This is a genomic window from Pseudomonas sp. (genome assembly GCF_049653025.1).
Taxonomy (GTDB): domain Bacteria; phylum Pseudomonadota; class Gammaproteobacteria; order Pseudomonadales; family Pseudomonadaceae; genus Aquipseudomonas.
Genome location: NZ_JBASFM010000007.1, coordinates 1 through 14190, shown reverse-complemented (window position 1 = coordinate 14190; position 14190 = coordinate 1). Strand labels below are relative to the sequence as shown.

The following is a 14190-nucleotide window of genomic DNA, read 5'->3' as shown; positions in this document are numbered from 1 at the left end:
TCTATCACCCGGCCTGCTCTCGGCCGGCCTTGCAGGAACATCACTCGGCAGCCGGCTCCAGCACCGCCAACAACTCGGACAGCCGCGCATCCAGCTGCGCCAGCTCGGCGGCGGCTATCGGTGCCAGCAGCCGCGCCTCATTGGCGACATGCGCCGTCACCGCACGCTCAATCAACTCCAGCCCCGTCGGCGTCAGTTGCACCAGCATGCTGCGCGCGTCATTCGGGTTAGGCATGCGACTGACCAAACCTGCGCTCTCCAACTGCTGCAACTGCCGGGTCATGGTGCCGGAGGTAATCATCAGGGTAGAAAACAGTGTGGTCGGTGCCAGGCAATATGGCGCACCCGAGCGACGCAAGGTCGCCAGCACGTCGAACTCCCAGGCGCTCAGGCCGAAGGCACTGAACACCTTGTCCAGCTCGCGCTGCAGCAGGGCCGAACAGCGTTTGACCCGGCCAATGGTGCCCATTGGCGCGACGTCCAGGTCCGGGCGCTCACGCCGCCATTGCGCAAGGATTGCATCGACCGCATCGGCGCGGCGCGGAATGCTCATGACCTACCTCTCGATAACTTATCTTGAATTCAAGCTAATCCGCTTCTAGGCTCTGATTTTATCTTGAACTCAAGACAATTGCATGGACCGCTCACAACGTCGCAACACTTGGCTGGATGTGCTGATCACCGCGCTGGCTCCGGCCATCTGGGGTTCGACCTATATCGTCACCACAGAAGTGTTGCCAGCTGATCGACCGTTCACCGCCGCCCTGCTGCGCGCACTGCCGGCCGGCTTGCTGCTGGTGCTGTACAGCCGCTATCTGCCCAAGACGAATCAATGGGGCCGCTTGGTGATCCTCGCGGCGCTGAATATCGGCTTCTTCCAGGCCTTGCTGTTCGTCGCGGCCTACCGCCTGCCAGGCGGGCTGGCGGCCGTGGTCGGGGCGATTCAGCCATTGCTGGTGATGGGCCTGGCGTGGGCACTCGATCGCCAGCGCCCGGCGTCCCTGGCCGTCGCGGCCAGCGCCGTGGGGATTGCCGGCATGGCCGCGCTGCTGCTGTCGCCAGGTTCAAGCTGGGATGCGCTGGGCATCGCCGCGGCGTTCTTCGGCACCGCCTGCATGGCCGCCGGCACCTACCTGACCCGACGCTGGCAGCCGAAGGTGCCGCTGCTGGCATTTACCGGCTGGCAATTGCTGATCGGTGGCGTGCTGTTGCTGCCGGTGGCCTGGCTGGTCGACCCACCCCTGCCAGTGCTGAGCCTCAGCCATGTACTGGGCTATGCCTACCTGTCGATCTTCGGCGCGCTGCTGGCTTATGTGCTGTGGTTTCGCGGTATCTCCCGCCTGGCTCCGGTGGCGGTGTCATCGCTGGGACTGTTAAGCCCGCTGGTGGCGGTGATCCTCGGCTGGGCATTGCTTGGGCAGAGCATCACCGGCGTGGCGCTGCTGGGGTTGATTGCGGTGCTGGGCAGCATCCTCGCCGTGCAATGGGCCACAACGAAAAGCAGCGCAGCCACCCAGACCAAGCCGGTAGTAGCTGCGCCCCATGCTAAAGTCGCGCCCTGCGCAACCATGGCCCAAGGCGACAACTAGCGATTATGCAAATCCCGGCATTTACTGGTGAACTGGAAGACTGGAGCACCCTGAATAGCAGCATCGGCTTTCCCGAGCTGCTGATCGGCAACGGCGCGAGCCTGGCGGTATGGCGCAAGTTCGCCTATTTCTCGCTGTTCGACGAGGCTCAGACCACGCGCAATCGCCCGCTTAGTGCGACCGAGCTCAGCGTGTTCCGCGCCCTGGATACCAGCAGTTTCGAGCAGGTGCTCAGCGCGCTGAAGAACAGCATCCGGGTCAATGCTGCACTGGCCATCAACTCGTCGTCACCGCGCCATCGCTACTTCGCCATCAAGGAAGCGCTGATCCACGCCGTGCGCTCAGTGCATATCCCCTGGAGCCAGATGCAGGCCGCCAGCCTTGGCCGCATCAACAGCGCGCTTAGCCAATATCAGACCGTCTATTCCGGCAATTACGACCTGCTCAATTACTGGGCCGTTATGCAGACCCCGCAGACGTTTGAAGAGATGTTCCGCGGCGCGGACTCGACCTTCGATCCCGGCAACTGCCAGCGCGATGGCAACGCCACGCGCATGCTCTACCTGCACGGCGGCATGCACCTGGTGAAGAACATCGACGGCAGCACGCGCATCCTCAACTCATCGGAAAGCACGCTACTGGCCAGCTTCGCCATCAACCAGCTGGGCGATATTCCGCTGTTCGTCAACGAAGGCAGCAGCGCCGACAAGCTCAAGGCCATCCGCAGCTCCGACTACCTGTCGTTCTGCTACAGCCAGCTGGCGCAGCCCAAGGACAAGCTGTGCATCTTCGGCCACAGCCTGGCGGCGCAGGATCAGCACCTTGTCCAGGCTTTGCAGCAGGCCGAATTGAAGACCCTGGCCATCTCGATCTACCCGCACAACCCGCTGTTTATTGCGCAGCAGAAGCAGCACTACGCCAGCCTGTTCGCCGAGCAGCAGGTGGAGCTGCGCTTTTTCGATGCGCTAAGCCACCCGCTGGGTGACCCTGCACTACGCATCTCGGCTACCGCTTAGGGCTGGATCGCCAGTAACAAGGCCAGTTAAGCCGGAACACGACGCTGGCTGAGGTAGCGGGTGCAGCTGACGCGCAGAAATTCAGCCTGGCTCAGGGAATAACCCGGTACTACAGCAAGGAAACAGACAGGAAGCGTGCGGCTGGGCTTCAGCAAGAAGCCCAACGCGGTGGCTGGATTATTCCAGCACCTCTTCATCACGCAGCAGCACATAGATGCAGCCGCTGTCGTCTTCCAGGTAGTCGTGCACATAGAACATCAGCACTTCGCCCTGGCCCGACTGCGCGGCTACGTAGTCGCCGATATCCGCGGTGAAATAGCCCTTCGAGCCCGGCTTGGCCTCGCATTCGATACGCGCATTGACGAACAGCTCCGGCGCGCTGTCGCCGAAATAGTCCTCGCGCTCCGCCGCATCCCAGTCGGCCGGGGCCTCGAACGGGCCGCAGAACAGCACCTTGGCATCGCCCAGATCCACTTCCTCGGCCTCCGGGTCCTGCTCATCGGCGCGGTAGACCGTGCAATCCTGTGCTTCGGGATTATTCAGGAGGGCCAAACGGGCAGCCAGTTGTTGCTCAGTATCCATAGGGGGCATAACTATCTCCGAGCGTTTGGCGTTTAAGACCAGGGCAAATCAACCAGCCGTTATCCGGCTGGTCGGGCTTCGCAGGCTATGGGCTGTTGCGGTTGCAGCGCAAGCAATGAAATACGCGCGGCGCAGAATAATTTGCGACTTAATTTGCCGTTAAGCCTGGACAGCGAAACTCGCACCCAAGTTCTCAGAAGAGGTTCCTGTTATGGAGCTGCCTTGGGTGTATCACGACACTGCACTTGCACAAATTGGCCGCGAGCAGCCGCTCAGCCTCTACCTGGCCAACGCCGCCAGCCCTCGCCGCGCCGGGATTGAAGCCTTTATCGGCGAACGCTTCGCCGCTCAGCATCAGGCGCGCATCCGCCATTTCATGCCCTGCCTGCTCAGCCTGGAAGACCGCGACGGGCAACTGCTTGGCGCGGTGGGCCTGCGCAGCGCAGCCAGTGGCCCGCTGTTTCTTGAGCGCTACCTGCAGCAACCGACGGAACAGGTGATTGGCGCGCAGCAGGTCGTCAATGCGCCGCAGCGCACGCAACTGGTCGAGGTCGGCAACCTGGCCGCCGGCAGCCCCGGCGCAGCGCGTCTGCTGATAGTCGCACTGACCGATCTGCTGGTGGCGCTGGGTTATCGCTGGGTGTGCTTCACCGGCACCCTGGCCCTGCTCAACAGCTTCCAGCGCCTGGGCCTGACGCCTTTGCCGCTGGGGCCGGCCAGCCCCGATTGCATGGGCGATGAACAGGCCGACTGGGGCAGCTATTACGACAACCAGCCGCAGGTGATGGCCGGCGATATCTACGCCGGCCATCAGCGCCTGCTGCAGCTGGGGGCTTACCCACGTCTGGCCCACCAAGCCTTTTATGCCCTGGAGGACATGCCCGATGTGGCCTGCCGCTGAATCATTGTTCAATCGCCTGGCCGCCCTCGGCGATGCCATTGCCCTACGCGAAGGCGAGCGAGAACTGAGCTACGCCCAACTGCTGCATGAAGTTGAACAGCGCAGCAGTCAGCTGCAACAGCTCGGCGCCCGGCGGATCGCCCTGGCCCTGGATAACGGCATCGACTGGGTGCTCTGGGACCTGGCCGTCCTGCATGCCGGGCTGGTCTGCGTGCCGCTGCCGGGATTCTTTTCCAGCAGCCAGCAAGCCCATGTGCTGGACAGCGCCGGCATCGACTGCCTGATCAGCGCCCAGCCGCATGCCGACTTCGTCGAGGCCGCGCCAGGCCTGCATCTGCGCCCGGTAGTACAGGCCGCGGACCTGCATCCCGGCACCTGCAAGATCACCTACACCTCCGGCACCACCGGCCAGCCCAAGGGCGTGTGCCTGGATAGCGCTACGCAACTGGCGGTGGCGCACAGCCTGGTGCAAGCCAGCGCCAGCTGCCGGGTCGAGCGCCATCTGTGTGTGCTGCCGCTGGCCACCCTGCTGGAGAATATCGCCGGGGTCTATGCCCCCTTGCTGGCCGGGGCGCAGATCGAGCTGATGCCGATGGCGCAGATCGGCCTGTTGGGGGCCAGCCAGTTCGACCTGCCGGCGTTTCTCGGTGCCCTGGCCCAGGCGCAGCCCCATAGCCTGATTCTGCTGCCGCAGTTGCTGCTGGCCCTGGTCAGCGCGGCGGAACGCGGCCTGCCAGTGCCGGACACACTGCGCTTTATTGCGGTCGGCGGTGGCCGCGTGGCCAGCCAGCTGCTGCAGCGCGCCGATGCCCTGGGGTTGCCGGTATTCGAGGGCTATGGCCTGTCCGAATGCGCCTCGGTGGTGTGCCTGAACACCCCGGAACACCGCCGCATCGGCACAATCGGCCAGCCGTTGCCGCACCTGCAGGTATGCCTGAGCGAAGACGGCGAAGTGCTGGTCAAAGGCCCGCGCCTGCTCGGTTATCTGGGCGAGCCAAGCCCATCAGAAGAATGGCTGGGCAGCGGCGACCTGGGCCATTTCGACGGCAACTACCTTGTGCTGCACGGGCGCAAGAAGCATCAGTTCATCACCGCCTTCAGTCGCAACGTCAACCCGGAGTGGGTCGAGGCCGAGCTGGTGCAGCAACTGCCCATCGCCCAAGCCTGGCTACATGGCGAGGCCCTGCCCGGCAACGTCGCCGTGCTGGTGCCGCGCTTCGCCCATACCAGCGACCAGCAGCTTGCCGAGGCAGTCGCCACGGCCAACCAAGCCCTGCCCGACTACGCCCGCGTGCACCACTGGTTGCGCGCCGCACAGCCTTTCAGCAGTGCCAACCAGCTGGCCACCAGCAACGGTCGCCTGCGCCGCACAGCCCTGCTCAACCACTACCTGCGCGCCATCGAGCAATTGATGGCGACCGAATCCTGCTACGGAGATGCCTGATGAGCTTCTATGAATCCCTGCTCGAACAAACCGCCATTGAGCGCGACTACCTGCTCGGTGCGCCGATCATTGCCCAGGCCATGGCCGGCAGCGTCAGCCTGAACAGCTACGTGGCCTTTCTCACCGAGGCCTATCACCACGTCAAACATACCGTGCCGCTGCTGATGGCCTGTGGCGCGCGCCTGCCGGAGCGCCTGGAGTGGCTGCGTGAGGCCATCGCCGAATATATCGACGAGGAGAAGGGTCACCAGGAATGGGTGCTCAACGACATCGCCGTATGCGGTACGGATAAAGAGGCCGTGCGCAACGGCACGCCCAGGCTGCCCACCGAGCTGATGGTCAGCTACGTCTACGACCGCATCGCCCGGCACAACCCGGTGAGTTTCTTCGGCATGGTCAATGTGCTGGAGGGCACCAGCATTGCCCTGGCCACCCAGGTCGCCGGAGTGATTCAGGACAAGCTGCAACTGCCGAACAAGGCCTTCAGCTACCTGAGTTCCCACGGCAGCCTCGATCTGGAACATATCGAGTTCTTCAAGCGCCTGATGAACCAGCTCGACAACGACGATGACCAGGCCGCCGTGGTGCATACCGCCAAGGTGGTCTACCGCCTGTACGGCGACATGTTCCGCAGCCTGCCGCTTAGCGCCCGGGAGCCGCAATGAAACTGTCGGAATGCCGCGCCGTAATCACCGGAGCCAGCGGCGGCATTGGCCAGGCACTGGTTGCTGCCTTACTGACCGAAGGCGCGCAACTGCTGCTGGTCGGCCGCCAGACCGAGGCCTTGCAGGCACTGGCTCAGGCGCACGCCGGTAAGGTCGCCGTGGTGGCCGCCGATATTCGCCAGCGCAGCGGCCGTGAGGCGGTGCTCGCCGCCGCGCAGTGCTTCGGCGGCATCAACACGTTGATCAATGCCGCCGGCGTTAATCACTTCGGCCTGCTGGAGCAGCATGACGAAAGCGCCATCGCCGAGCTGATCGAACTCAATGTCACCGCCACCCTGCAGCTGACCCATCGCCTGCTGCCGCTGCTGCGGCAACAGGGCCGGGCGCTGGTGGTCAACCTTGGTTCGACCTTCGGTTCCATCGGCTACCCCGGGTTCAGCGCCTACTGCGCCAGCAAGTTCGCCCTGCGCGGCTTCTCCGAGGCGCTACGCCGCGAACTGGCCGACACCCAGGTCAAGGTTCTCTACTTCGCCCCGCGCGCCACCCGCACCAGCATGAACGCGGCCAGCGTGGTGGCCATGAATGATGAGTTGAACGTTGCCATGGACGACCCGCACAGCGTGGCCCTGCAACTGCTGGCGGCCATTCGCCATGAGCGCGAGGAACGCTACCTGGGCTGGCCAGAGCAGCTGTTTGTGCGCCTCAACAGCCTGCTGCCGCGCCTGGTCGACCAGGCCCTGCGCAAACAACTGCCGATCATCCAGCGCTTTGCCCGCAGCAAACCCTAAAGGAGAGTCACCATGAAACTTATCCGTAACGCCGCCTGCGCCCTGCTCTGCCTCACCAGCCTGCCCAGCTTTGCCCTCAGCGAACAGGGCCAGGCCCAGCTGCAAAACCTGCAGGAGCGTTGGACCGAGATCAATTACCAGCTGCCCAAGGCACAACGGGAAAAAGCCTTCGCCAGCCTTAGCGCCCAGGCGCAAAAAGCCGTCGCCGCCGAGCCAAACGCCGCCGAACTGCAGATCTGGAACGGCATTATCCTCAGCACCTACGCCGGCGCCAAAGGTGGCCTAGGGGCGCTGGGCCTAGTCAAGCAGGCCAAGACCAGCCTGGAACAGGGCCTGGCGCTAGATCCCAAGGCGCTGTCCGGCTCGGCCTATACCAGCCTCGGTAGCCTCTACTACCAGGTGCCCGGCTGGCCGATCGGCTTTGGCGATGACGAAAAGGCCGAGGCCATGCTCAAGCAGGCCCTAGTGATCAATCCGGACGGCATCGACCCCAACTACTTCTATGGTGACTACCTGGCCCGCGCCAAGCGCTTCGAGGAAGCTCGCGCCGCCCTGGAAAAAGCCCTGCAAGCGCCGCCGCGGCCCGATCGCCTATCCGCCGATGCTGGGCGCAAGCAGGAAATCCAGGCGCTGCTAAATACAGTCAAAGCCGAGCTGGACTAATCTCGCCTGCGCGAGCTTGAATAGAAAAAACCAGGAATTACTGCATGCGCATTCTGCTGGTCGAAGACGACAAAGCCCTTGGCGAAGGTATTCGCACCGCTCTAAAACCCGAGGGTTATACCGTCGACTGGGTGCAGGATGGCAGCAGTGCGCTGCATGCCCTGAGCAGCGAGAGTTTCGAGCTGGCAATTCTCGACCTTGGGCTGCCGCGTATGGACGGCCTGGAGGTGCTCAAGCATCTGCGCGCCGCCGCCAACCCGGTGCCAGTGCTGGTGCTGACCGCCCGCGACTCGACCAGCGACCGCATCGCCGGGCTGGATGCCGGTGCCGATGATTACCTGATCAAACCCTTCGATGTCGCCGAGCTCAAGGCGCGCCTGCGTGCCCTGCTACGGCGCAGCTTCAACCGCCCGCAACCGGCGCTGGAATACCGTGGCATCTGCCTCGACCCGGTCAGCCAGTCCGTCAGCTACCAGGGCCAGGCGGTCAATCTGCCGCGCAAGGAGTTTCTTCTGCTACACGAACTGCTCGCCCAGCCGGGCCGAGTGATGACCCGCGACAAGCTGCAACAGGCGCTCTATGGCTGGGATGAGGAGCCGGAAAGCAACGCCCTGGAGGTGCATGTGCACCACCTGCGCAAGAAGTTCTTTGCCGAGCTGATCCGCACCGTGCGCGGCGTCGGCTACCTGGTGGATAAATAACATGCCGAAGGTGTTGCGCTCGATCCGCGCGCGTTTGCTGGTATTGCTGCTGTCCTTGCTGAGCGTCTCCCTGGGGCTGATCAGCCACAAGATTTACCTCGACGCCAGCCATGAAGTGGAAGAGCTGTTTGACGCCCAGCTGGCGCAGACCTCGCGCATGCTCATGGGCCTGGTGCGCCATGAGCTGTCCGCCGATTCGCGCCGCGACCTGCAGGCGGCGCTGGACGAAGCCCTGCTGCTGAAAAACAGCCCGCGCAACCTCGATGGCCTGCTCGGGCACGATTACGAGAGCAAACTGGCCTTCCAAATGCTCGATGACAACGGCGAGCTGGTATTCCAGTCAGCCAGTGCCCCCAAGGGTCTGCTGATGGAGATGATTGCCCAGCTCGGCCTCAACCTGCCAAACGACGCGCAACCGCTGAGCGCACGCCTCAATCGCCTGGCCAAGTACCTCAGCGGTTACCACACCCTGACCCTCGGCGAGCACCGCTGGCGGGTGTTTGTGCTGCACGACAACGTGGACCATCACTGGGTGCTGGTGGGCGAACGCGAAGACGTGCGCGGCGAGCTGTCCGGCAAGATTGCCCGGCGCACCTTGCAGCCCTTGCTGATTGGCCTGCCACTGCTGGCCCTGCTGCTCTGGCTGGCCGTGGGTTTTGGTTTGCGACCGCTGCAGCGCATGGCCGAGTCGATCAAGGCGCGCGCGCCGGACAACCTGGCCCCGCTGATTTTCGGCCCGCTGCCGCGTGAACTGGAACCCATGGGAGCCTCGCTCAACCGCCTGCTGATGCAGGTCAACCAGCTGCTTGATCAGGAAAAACGCTTTATCGCCGACGCCGCCCACGAGCTGCGCACACCGCTGGCGGTGCTGCGCATCCACGCGCAGAACGCCCTGGAAGCCCCCGACCCGCAAGACCGCAACGATGCACTGCGCCAGCTTGGCAGCGGTGTCGAGCGCGCCACCCGGGTAGTGGCACAACTGCTAACCCTGGCGCGCCTGGAACCCAACGTGGCACAGCTGGCCATGCGCGAACTGGACCTGCTCGGTTATCTGCGCAACGAGCTGGCGGAGCTGATTCCGCTGGCCCTAGAACGCCATCAGGAGCTCAACCTGGAGGCCATTGAACCGGCCGATTATCAGCTGCTCGCCGATGCCCCAAGCCTGGGCACCCTGCTGCAGAATCTGGTCAGCAATGCCGTGCAGTACACCCCTGACGGCGGGCGCATTCAGGTGCAGCTGGAGGCCCAGGCGGATGCCATCGTGCTGCGCGTGCAGGACAGCGGCCCGGGTGTGGACGAAGCGCTGCGGGAAAAACTCTTCGAGCGCTTCTACCGCCTCGGCGCAGGCCAGGGTGCGGGGCTGGGGCTGTCGATCGTGCTCCGGGTGGTAGAGCTGCACCGCGGCAGCATCCAATTGCATCCATCGCCATTGGGCGGCCTGGAAGTCTGTGTGCGCCTGCCAAGAACGCTCTAGCGTAGGCACGCAGATCTGCCGTGGAGCAGCGGCCCTGCACCGTACAAAAACAGACTAACGGCCCAAGGCCGCGGCGAGCGCTTCCTATACTGAAGAGCCCGACCACCTAACGGAGCACCAGCATGCGCCGGCTTATTCTGCTTGTTGCCACCGCGCTACTCAGCACCTCGCTCTGGGCGATGCATTGCCCGGCGGATATGGCGAAGATCGATGAACGGCTGAAAACCGATCCGCCAGGCGACGCCACGGTACTTGCCCAGGTAAAACAGCTACGCGCCGAAGGCGAAGCCCTGCACAAGGCCGGCAACCATAGCCAGTCGGTCAAGGTGCTGGGTGAGGCCTTGCAACTGCTCGAAGCCAGCGAATAGAGCCGCAGCTAGAGCGCCTGCCCCAGCAGGCTCAGGGCCAACCGGCGCACCTGAGCCAGGTCGATCGGCTTGGCCAGACAGGCTTGCGCGCCGCGTCGGCGCGCCTCGCTGAATATCTCCTCGTCGGCTGCCGCGCTGATCACCAATACCGGCACCGCCTGCAGCCTTGGGTTCTGGCGCATGGCGTCGAGCACGCGCAAGCCATCGCCGTCGGGCAAATCCAGATCGAGCAGCAACAGGGTTGGCGTACAGCGTTCCAATTCAGCCAACGCACGCTGGATCGAGCCGGCACCGCGCACCTCGGCAAACTCGCGCAACGCCTCCTGCACCACCTTCAGGCAGGCCGGGTGATCTTCCACGCACAGCACTTCGGCCAACTGCTTGGGCTGCGCCGATTCCGGCTCGGCCTCCGGCGCACTGACAGCCCCCGGCGCGGCAGCCCCCGGCAGATCAATCCAGAAGCGGCTGCCGCTGCCACTGGCGCTGCTAAAGCCCATCTCTCCAGCCATCAAGCTGGCCAGCTCGCGGCACAACACCAGACCGATGCCCGTACCCGGGATGCTGGAGTTTTCCCGACCCAGGCGCTGGAACGGTTGGAACAGATTGGCCTGCTGCTCGGCACTCAGGCCCGCGCCATTGTCTTCGACCCACAGCCGCACACAGTTTGAGCGCACCTCGTAGCCCATGCGGATCAGGCCTTGTGGGCTGTTGTACTTGATCGCGTTGGACAGTAGGTTGAGCATCACCTGGCGCACGCGGCGCATGTCAGCCTGTACGTAGAGGCCGGCATCGGCCCCTGCCAGCACCTGCAGTTGCAACTGGCGTTGCTGCACTTCCGGCTGCACCAGCTCGGCACAACCATGCAGCAGGGCACCGACCTCCACCGCCTGCAAGTTGAGCTGCTGGCGGCGGCTTTCGATACTCGACAGGTCGAGGATGTCGTCCACCAACGAGGTCAGGTGCCGGCTGGCATTGACGATCTCACGGGCGTAGTCGGCTTCCTGCTTGGCGTCCGGTTTGTCCTGCGCTTCCAGCTCAATCAGTTGGCCAAAACCATAAATGGCATTCAGTGGCGTGCGCAGCTCATGGCTCATGCTGGAGAGGAACCGGCTCTTGGCCTGGCTGGCGGCCTGCGCATCCAGGCTGGCGCGGCGTAAATCCTCCTGCACCTGCTTGAGCCGAGTGATATCGACATGCGTGCCCGCCACCTGCAGGGCGCGGCCCTGCTCGTCACGCTCCAGCACCTTGCCACGGCTCAGCAGCCAGGCATATTCACCCTCGGCATCGGCGTAGCGGTATTCGGCTTCGAACTGATCCTCACCACTGCTGGCGAACAGTTGGCGCAGATGGCGAATCCGCTCCAGGTCGTTGGGGTGCACGCGCTGGTTGAACTCGCTAAAGCTCATGCACGCTTTCGGCAGCCCGAAACGTTTAAGGAAGCGCTCGCTGAGCGTGATGCTCATGTCGACCGCCTCGACCTGCCAGAGACTCTCCGTGGTGCTCTCCAGCACCAGCTGGAGAATCCGCTGCGCCTCGAAACGCTGCGCTTCGCTGGCCTGCAACTGCTCGCCGGTGTGTTGCACGGCCTCGGCCATGCTGACCAGCTCATCAATCTGGCTCGGCGGGGCCTCGGGCTGGTAATTGCCCTGGCCCAGCTGGCGCATCATGCCGACGACACCGTCGATCGGCTGTACCAGCTGCTCATTCAGGCGGCGCGAACGCAGCCACATCCAGGCGAAGAACAGCAGGTAGAACACCACCAGCCCGGCGATCAGCAGATAGCCAATATGCAGGTAACGCTGAGCCAGGCGGTTGGTCTCACTGAAGATATTGTCTTCATCCACCACCAGCAGCAGTTGCCAGCCGGTCTGCGGAATCTCGCTCCAGGCGATCAACTGACTGCGACCTCCCAGCACCACTTCCTGCACATTACCCTGCCCGGCGGCCATGGCCTGCAGCAGCGGCTGCATCTCGGCGCGTTTGGCCAGGTTGAAGTCTTCGGGCTTGAGTACCTCACGGCGCACGGCTTCGGCATAGGAGTACTCGGTCAGCTCACGCAGGCCGAAGTCCTCTTCGCCGGCACTCGGCAAGGCCATGATGTTGTGATCACGGCTGACCAGCATCGCATAGCCCTGCCAGGGCACATCCAGCTCGCCGATTTCACCCAGCATCTGCCCCACCGTGATATCCAGCCCCACCACGCCCTCAAGGAAATCGCCGCGGTACACCGGGGCGATCGCCGACATCATCCAGCCCATACCGGCGGGGTCGAGATAGACGTCAGTCCAGGCCACCTCGCGCTTGGGGTTGTGCTTGGCGTCGGCGAGGTAATAGAAGTTGTAATCGGGTATCACCATGTCATGGGGATACTGCTCGGGCGTCATAAAGAACGGCAGGATGCGGTTGTAGCTGTCCCAGCTATTGAAGTAGGCCGCCGCAACCCGTGGGTTGGCGGCCTGAATCGAGCGCATCAGCGGATCGAGCTGCGACAGGCGCAAGGCCTTGGCATGGTCCTGCTGCGCCTGCGGCGTGCTGTTGGCATAAAAGGAGGCCGCACGCCCATCATCGCTGCGGCTATAGAACACGCCACTGTCGGTCATGGCATGGCGCTGGCGCTCCAGCGCATCGGGCTGAAAATCCTTATTGGCCAGAGCGTTCGCCGCCGCATCACGAAAGATCTGCACCTGCGCCTCCACCGAGCGCAGGCGGCCATCGATGACCTGGCCTTCACGCTTCACCGCTGCCGACAAATCGTCCAGCGCGCTCTGCTGCAAATGCTCGATCTGCGCATCACGAATCGCCGCATTGCTCAGCAGGTACACCGTAATCAGCACCGACTCGACCAGAATCAGCGGAATCAGGGCACTCTGCACGAAAGCGCGCCAGATCCACTGACGCAAGGGGTAACGCGAGGCGCGCGGCATACGAAGGTCTCATCCAAAAGACAAATCGGCTTGGCAAGATGTCAATCATAGCCGGCAACGCCCACCGGCGTCCGCTTGGCAATTGTCGGGTCGACGCTGCGGAACCTTTGCCGTACACTCGCGTCTCAGCTACAGCTGCAAAAGTTTTGGGACCGATTAGGATTCGACGCCGGTAGCGAAACTTGAGGGGCATGCCGAGTGGGTAACAGAACTCGTAAATCCACTGTTGCAAAACTCTATAATTGCCAATGATGACAATTACGGTGCCCAACTAGCTGCGTAAGCAGCCTAGTCGCACTTCTGGTAGCTTCGGCTCCAGCAATCATTAGGGGATGTCTGTAAACCCGAAATGATTGTCATATAGAACAGAATCGTCGCCTAGTACGTTGTGGACGAAGCGCCTAAAACTTACACAACTCGCCCAAAGCACCCTGCCCGTCGGGCGGCTAAGGGTTAACTCAGTAGACACGGCTAAGCATGTAGAACCAATAGCGGAGAACTGGCGGACGGGGGTTCAAATCCCCCCGGTTCCACCAAATGAAAAAGCGTAAGCCCCTGAAATCAATACGATTTTTCAGGGGCTTTTCGTTTCCGTCTTTCAATTAGTCCCACACCTCGTCCCACACCTGACAGCCCGCTAGGGACGCACGCAACCCGACCTACTGTAGGTGGCCCCCCGTCACCCAGGCAAAAACTCCGCGCCCATTTATGCACATTGCCGCTTTACGGCTAATGAAAGTGAGGTTTTGGAGAGCGCTTTGTACTCACGCCGCAGCATCTGACGGCATGAGGTGAGGATCGGGAGAAAGGATCACTGAACGATTTGTGACTCCCAATCACAAAAATCGCACCTGCCATCACCGTCAGGATCAAGCTCATTGCCACAGCTATGACACTCATGTTTTGAGGGCTTGTACAAACAGGCTGCGCACTGGTCGTCCGAAGGGATGGACTACCCCCGCTCTGGTAGACATTTCCCGACCTCATAATGAGGCACGTTCAAATGCCTCAGGACTGACACCGCCCAAGTAACTGTGGCGGCGGGTTCGGTTGTAAAACACTTCGATGTAATCGA

Annotated in this window: 14 protein-coding genes and 1 other RNA gene; 11 read left to right on the top strand and 4 right to left on the bottom strand. The window is 62.9% G+C overall.

Annotated elements, in window-relative coordinates; genetic code table 11:
- Positions 1 to 40: 40 nt before the first annotated feature.
- A complete protein-coding gene (locus tag WBK23_RS07300; protein ID WP_424483321.1) occupies positions 41 to 553 on the bottom strand; it encodes a MarR family winged helix-turn-helix transcriptional regulator in 513 nt (170 codons plus the stop codon).
- Between the two features lie 82 nt (positions 554 to 635).
- Here WBK23_RS07300 and WBK23_RS07295 point away from each other — a divergent pair, with 82 nt between their 5' ends.
- Both WBK23_RS07295 and WBK23_RS07290 read left to right on the top strand, forming a co-directional pair.
- On the top strand, positions 636 to 1589 hold the full coding sequence (locus WBK23_RS07295; protein WP_424483320.1) for a DMT family transporter: 954 nt from the start codon (positions 636 to 638) through the stop codon (positions 1587 to 1589).
- A 5-nt stretch (positions 1590 to 1594) separates the two neighbouring features.
- Positions 1595 to 2605: a DUF4917 family protein gene (locus WBK23_RS07290; RefSeq protein ID WP_424483319.1), complete on the top strand. Its 1011-nt coding sequence runs from the start codon at positions 1595 to 1597 to the stop codon at positions 2603 to 2605.
- Positions 2606 to 2782: 177 nt separating this feature from the next.
- On the opposite strand, the gene WBK23_RS07285 is transcribed toward WBK23_RS07290, so the two are convergent.
- Complete coding sequence (locus WBK23_RS07285) at positions 2783 to 3196, bottom strand: hypothetical protein (protein WP_424483318.1); 414 nt, start codon at positions 3194 to 3196, stop codon at positions 2783 to 2785.
- Positions 3197 to 3398: 202 nt separating this feature from the next.
- On the opposite strand from WBK23_RS07285, the gene WBK23_RS07280 reads away from it, so the two are divergent.
- From WBK23_RS07280 to WBK23_RS07245, 8 genes are all read left to right on the top strand, one after another.
- Positions 3399 to 4088, top strand: a complete 690-nt coding sequence (locus WBK23_RS07280) for a thermostable hemolysin (RefSeq protein WP_424483317.1) — start codon at positions 3399 to 3401, stop codon at positions 4086 to 4088.
- On the top strand, positions 4072 to 5532 hold the full coding sequence (locus WBK23_RS07275) for an AMP-binding protein (protein ID WP_424483316.1): 1461 nt from the start codon (positions 4072 to 4074) through the stop codon (positions 5530 to 5532). Before WBK23_RS07280 ends, WBK23_RS07275 begins: the two co-directional genes overlap by 17 nt.
- Positions 5532 to 6197 carry a TenA family transcriptional regulator gene (locus tag WBK23_RS07270; protein WP_424483315.1) on the top strand — a complete coding sequence of 222 codons (666 nt, stop codon included), beginning with the start codon at positions 5532 to 5534 and terminating at the stop codon, positions 6195 to 6197. Before WBK23_RS07275 ends, WBK23_RS07270 begins: the two co-directional genes overlap by 1 nt.
- Positions 6194 to 6985, top strand: coding sequence for an SDR family oxidoreductase (locus WBK23_RS07265; protein ID WP_424483314.1), 792 nt, complete (start codon positions 6194 to 6196; stop codon positions 6983 to 6985). The genes WBK23_RS07270 and WBK23_RS07265 overlap by 4 nt, the downstream gene beginning before the upstream one ends.
- A 12-nt stretch (positions 6986 to 6997) precedes the next feature.
- Positions 6998 to 7648 (top strand): hypothetical protein, encoded by a 651-nt coding sequence (locus WBK23_RS07260; RefSeq protein ID WP_424483313.1) that lies wholly within the window; start codon positions 6998 to 7000, stop codon positions 7646 to 7648.
- Positions 7649 to 7692: 44 nt separating this feature from the next.
- Positions 7693 to 8349: a response regulator gene (locus WBK23_RS07255; RefSeq protein ID WP_424483312.1), complete on the top strand. Its 657-nt coding sequence runs from the start codon at positions 7693 to 7695 to the stop codon at positions 8347 to 8349.
- A 1-nt stretch (position 8350) separates the two neighbouring features.
- Positions 8351 to 9823 (top strand): sensor histidine kinase, encoded by a 1473-nt coding sequence (locus WBK23_RS07250; RefSeq protein ID WP_424483311.1) that lies wholly within the window; start codon positions 8351 to 8353, stop codon positions 9821 to 9823.
- A 122-nt stretch (positions 9824 to 9945) separates the two neighbouring features.
- Positions 9946 to 10191, top strand: a complete 246-nt coding sequence (locus WBK23_RS07245; RefSeq protein ID WP_424483310.1) for a hypothetical protein — start codon at positions 9946 to 9948, stop codon at positions 10189 to 10191.
- An 8-nt stretch (positions 10192 to 10199) separates the two neighbouring features.
- Here the strand turns inward: WBK23_RS07245 and WBK23_RS07240 are convergent, their stop codons facing one another.
- Positions 10200 to 13115 (bottom strand): ATP-binding protein, encoded by a 2916-nt coding sequence (locus tag WBK23_RS07240; RefSeq protein ID WP_424483309.1) that lies wholly within the window; start codon positions 13113 to 13115, stop codon positions 10200 to 10202.
- A 148-nt stretch (positions 13116 to 13263) separates the two neighbouring features.
- Between WBK23_RS07240 and ssrA the strand changes: the two genes are divergently transcribed.
- Positions 13264 to 13651: a transfer-messenger RNA gene (ssrA, locus tag WBK23_RS07235) on the top strand.
- Between the two features lie 447 nt (positions 13652 to 14098).
- Here ssrA and WBK23_RS07230 read toward each other — a convergent pair.
- Positions 14099 to 14190, bottom strand: a 92-nt coding sequence (locus tag WBK23_RS07230; RefSeq protein ID WP_424482077.1) for an IS3 family transposase, incomplete at its 5' end; no start/stop codon positions are given.

Excerpts from the sequence above, each read along its gene's own strand:
- WBK23_RS07245 (WP_424483310.1), top strand. The coding sequence starts at position 9,946 with ATGCGCCGGCTTATTCTGCTTGTTGCCACCGCGCTACTCAGCACCTCG.
- WBK23_RS07270 (WP_424483315.1), top strand. The coding sequence starts at position 5,532 with ATGAGCTTCTATGAATCCCTGCTCGAACAAACCGCCATTGAGCGCGAC.
- WBK23_RS07260 (WP_424483313.1), top strand. The coding sequence starts at position 6,998 with ATGAAACTTATCCGTAACGCCGCCTGCGCCCTGCTCTGCCTCACCAGC.
- WBK23_RS07265 (WP_424483314.1), top strand. The coding sequence starts at position 6,194 with ATGAAACTGTCGGAATGCCGCGCCGTAATCACCGGAGCCAGCGGCGGC.
- WBK23_RS07240 (WP_424483309.1), bottom strand. The coding sequence starts at position 13,115 with ATGCCGCGCGCCTCGCGTTACCCCTTGCGTCAGTGGATCTGGCGCGCT.
- WBK23_RS07255 (WP_424483312.1), top strand. The coding sequence starts at position 7,693 with ATGCGCATTCTGCTGGTCGAAGACGACAAAGCCCTTGGCGAAGGTATT.
- WBK23_RS07295 (WP_424483320.1), top strand. The coding sequence starts at position 636 with ATGGACCGCTCACAACGTCGCAACACTTGGCTGGATGTGCTGATCACC.
- WBK23_RS07290 (WP_424483319.1), top strand. The coding sequence starts at position 1,595 with ATGCAAATCCCGGCATTTACTGGTGAACTGGAAGACTGGAGCACCCTG.
- WBK23_RS07300 (WP_424483321.1), bottom strand. The coding sequence starts at position 553 with ATGAGCATTCCGCGCCGCGCCGATGCGGTCGATGCAATCCTTGCGCAA.
- WBK23_RS07285 (WP_424483318.1), bottom strand. The coding sequence starts at position 3,196 with ATGCCCCCTATGGATACTGAGCAACAACTGGCTGCCCGTTTGGCCCTC.
- WBK23_RS07280 (WP_424483317.1), top strand. The coding sequence starts at position 3,399 with ATGGAGCTGCCTTGGGTGTATCACGACACTGCACTTGCACAAATTGGC.
- WBK23_RS07250 (WP_424483311.1), top strand. The coding sequence starts at position 8,351 with ATGCCGAAGGTGTTGCGCTCGATCCGCGCGCGTTTGCTGGTATTGCTG.
- WBK23_RS07275 (WP_424483316.1), top strand. The coding sequence starts at position 4,072 with ATGTGGCCTGCCGCTGAATCATTGTTCAATCGCCTGGCCGCCCTCGGC.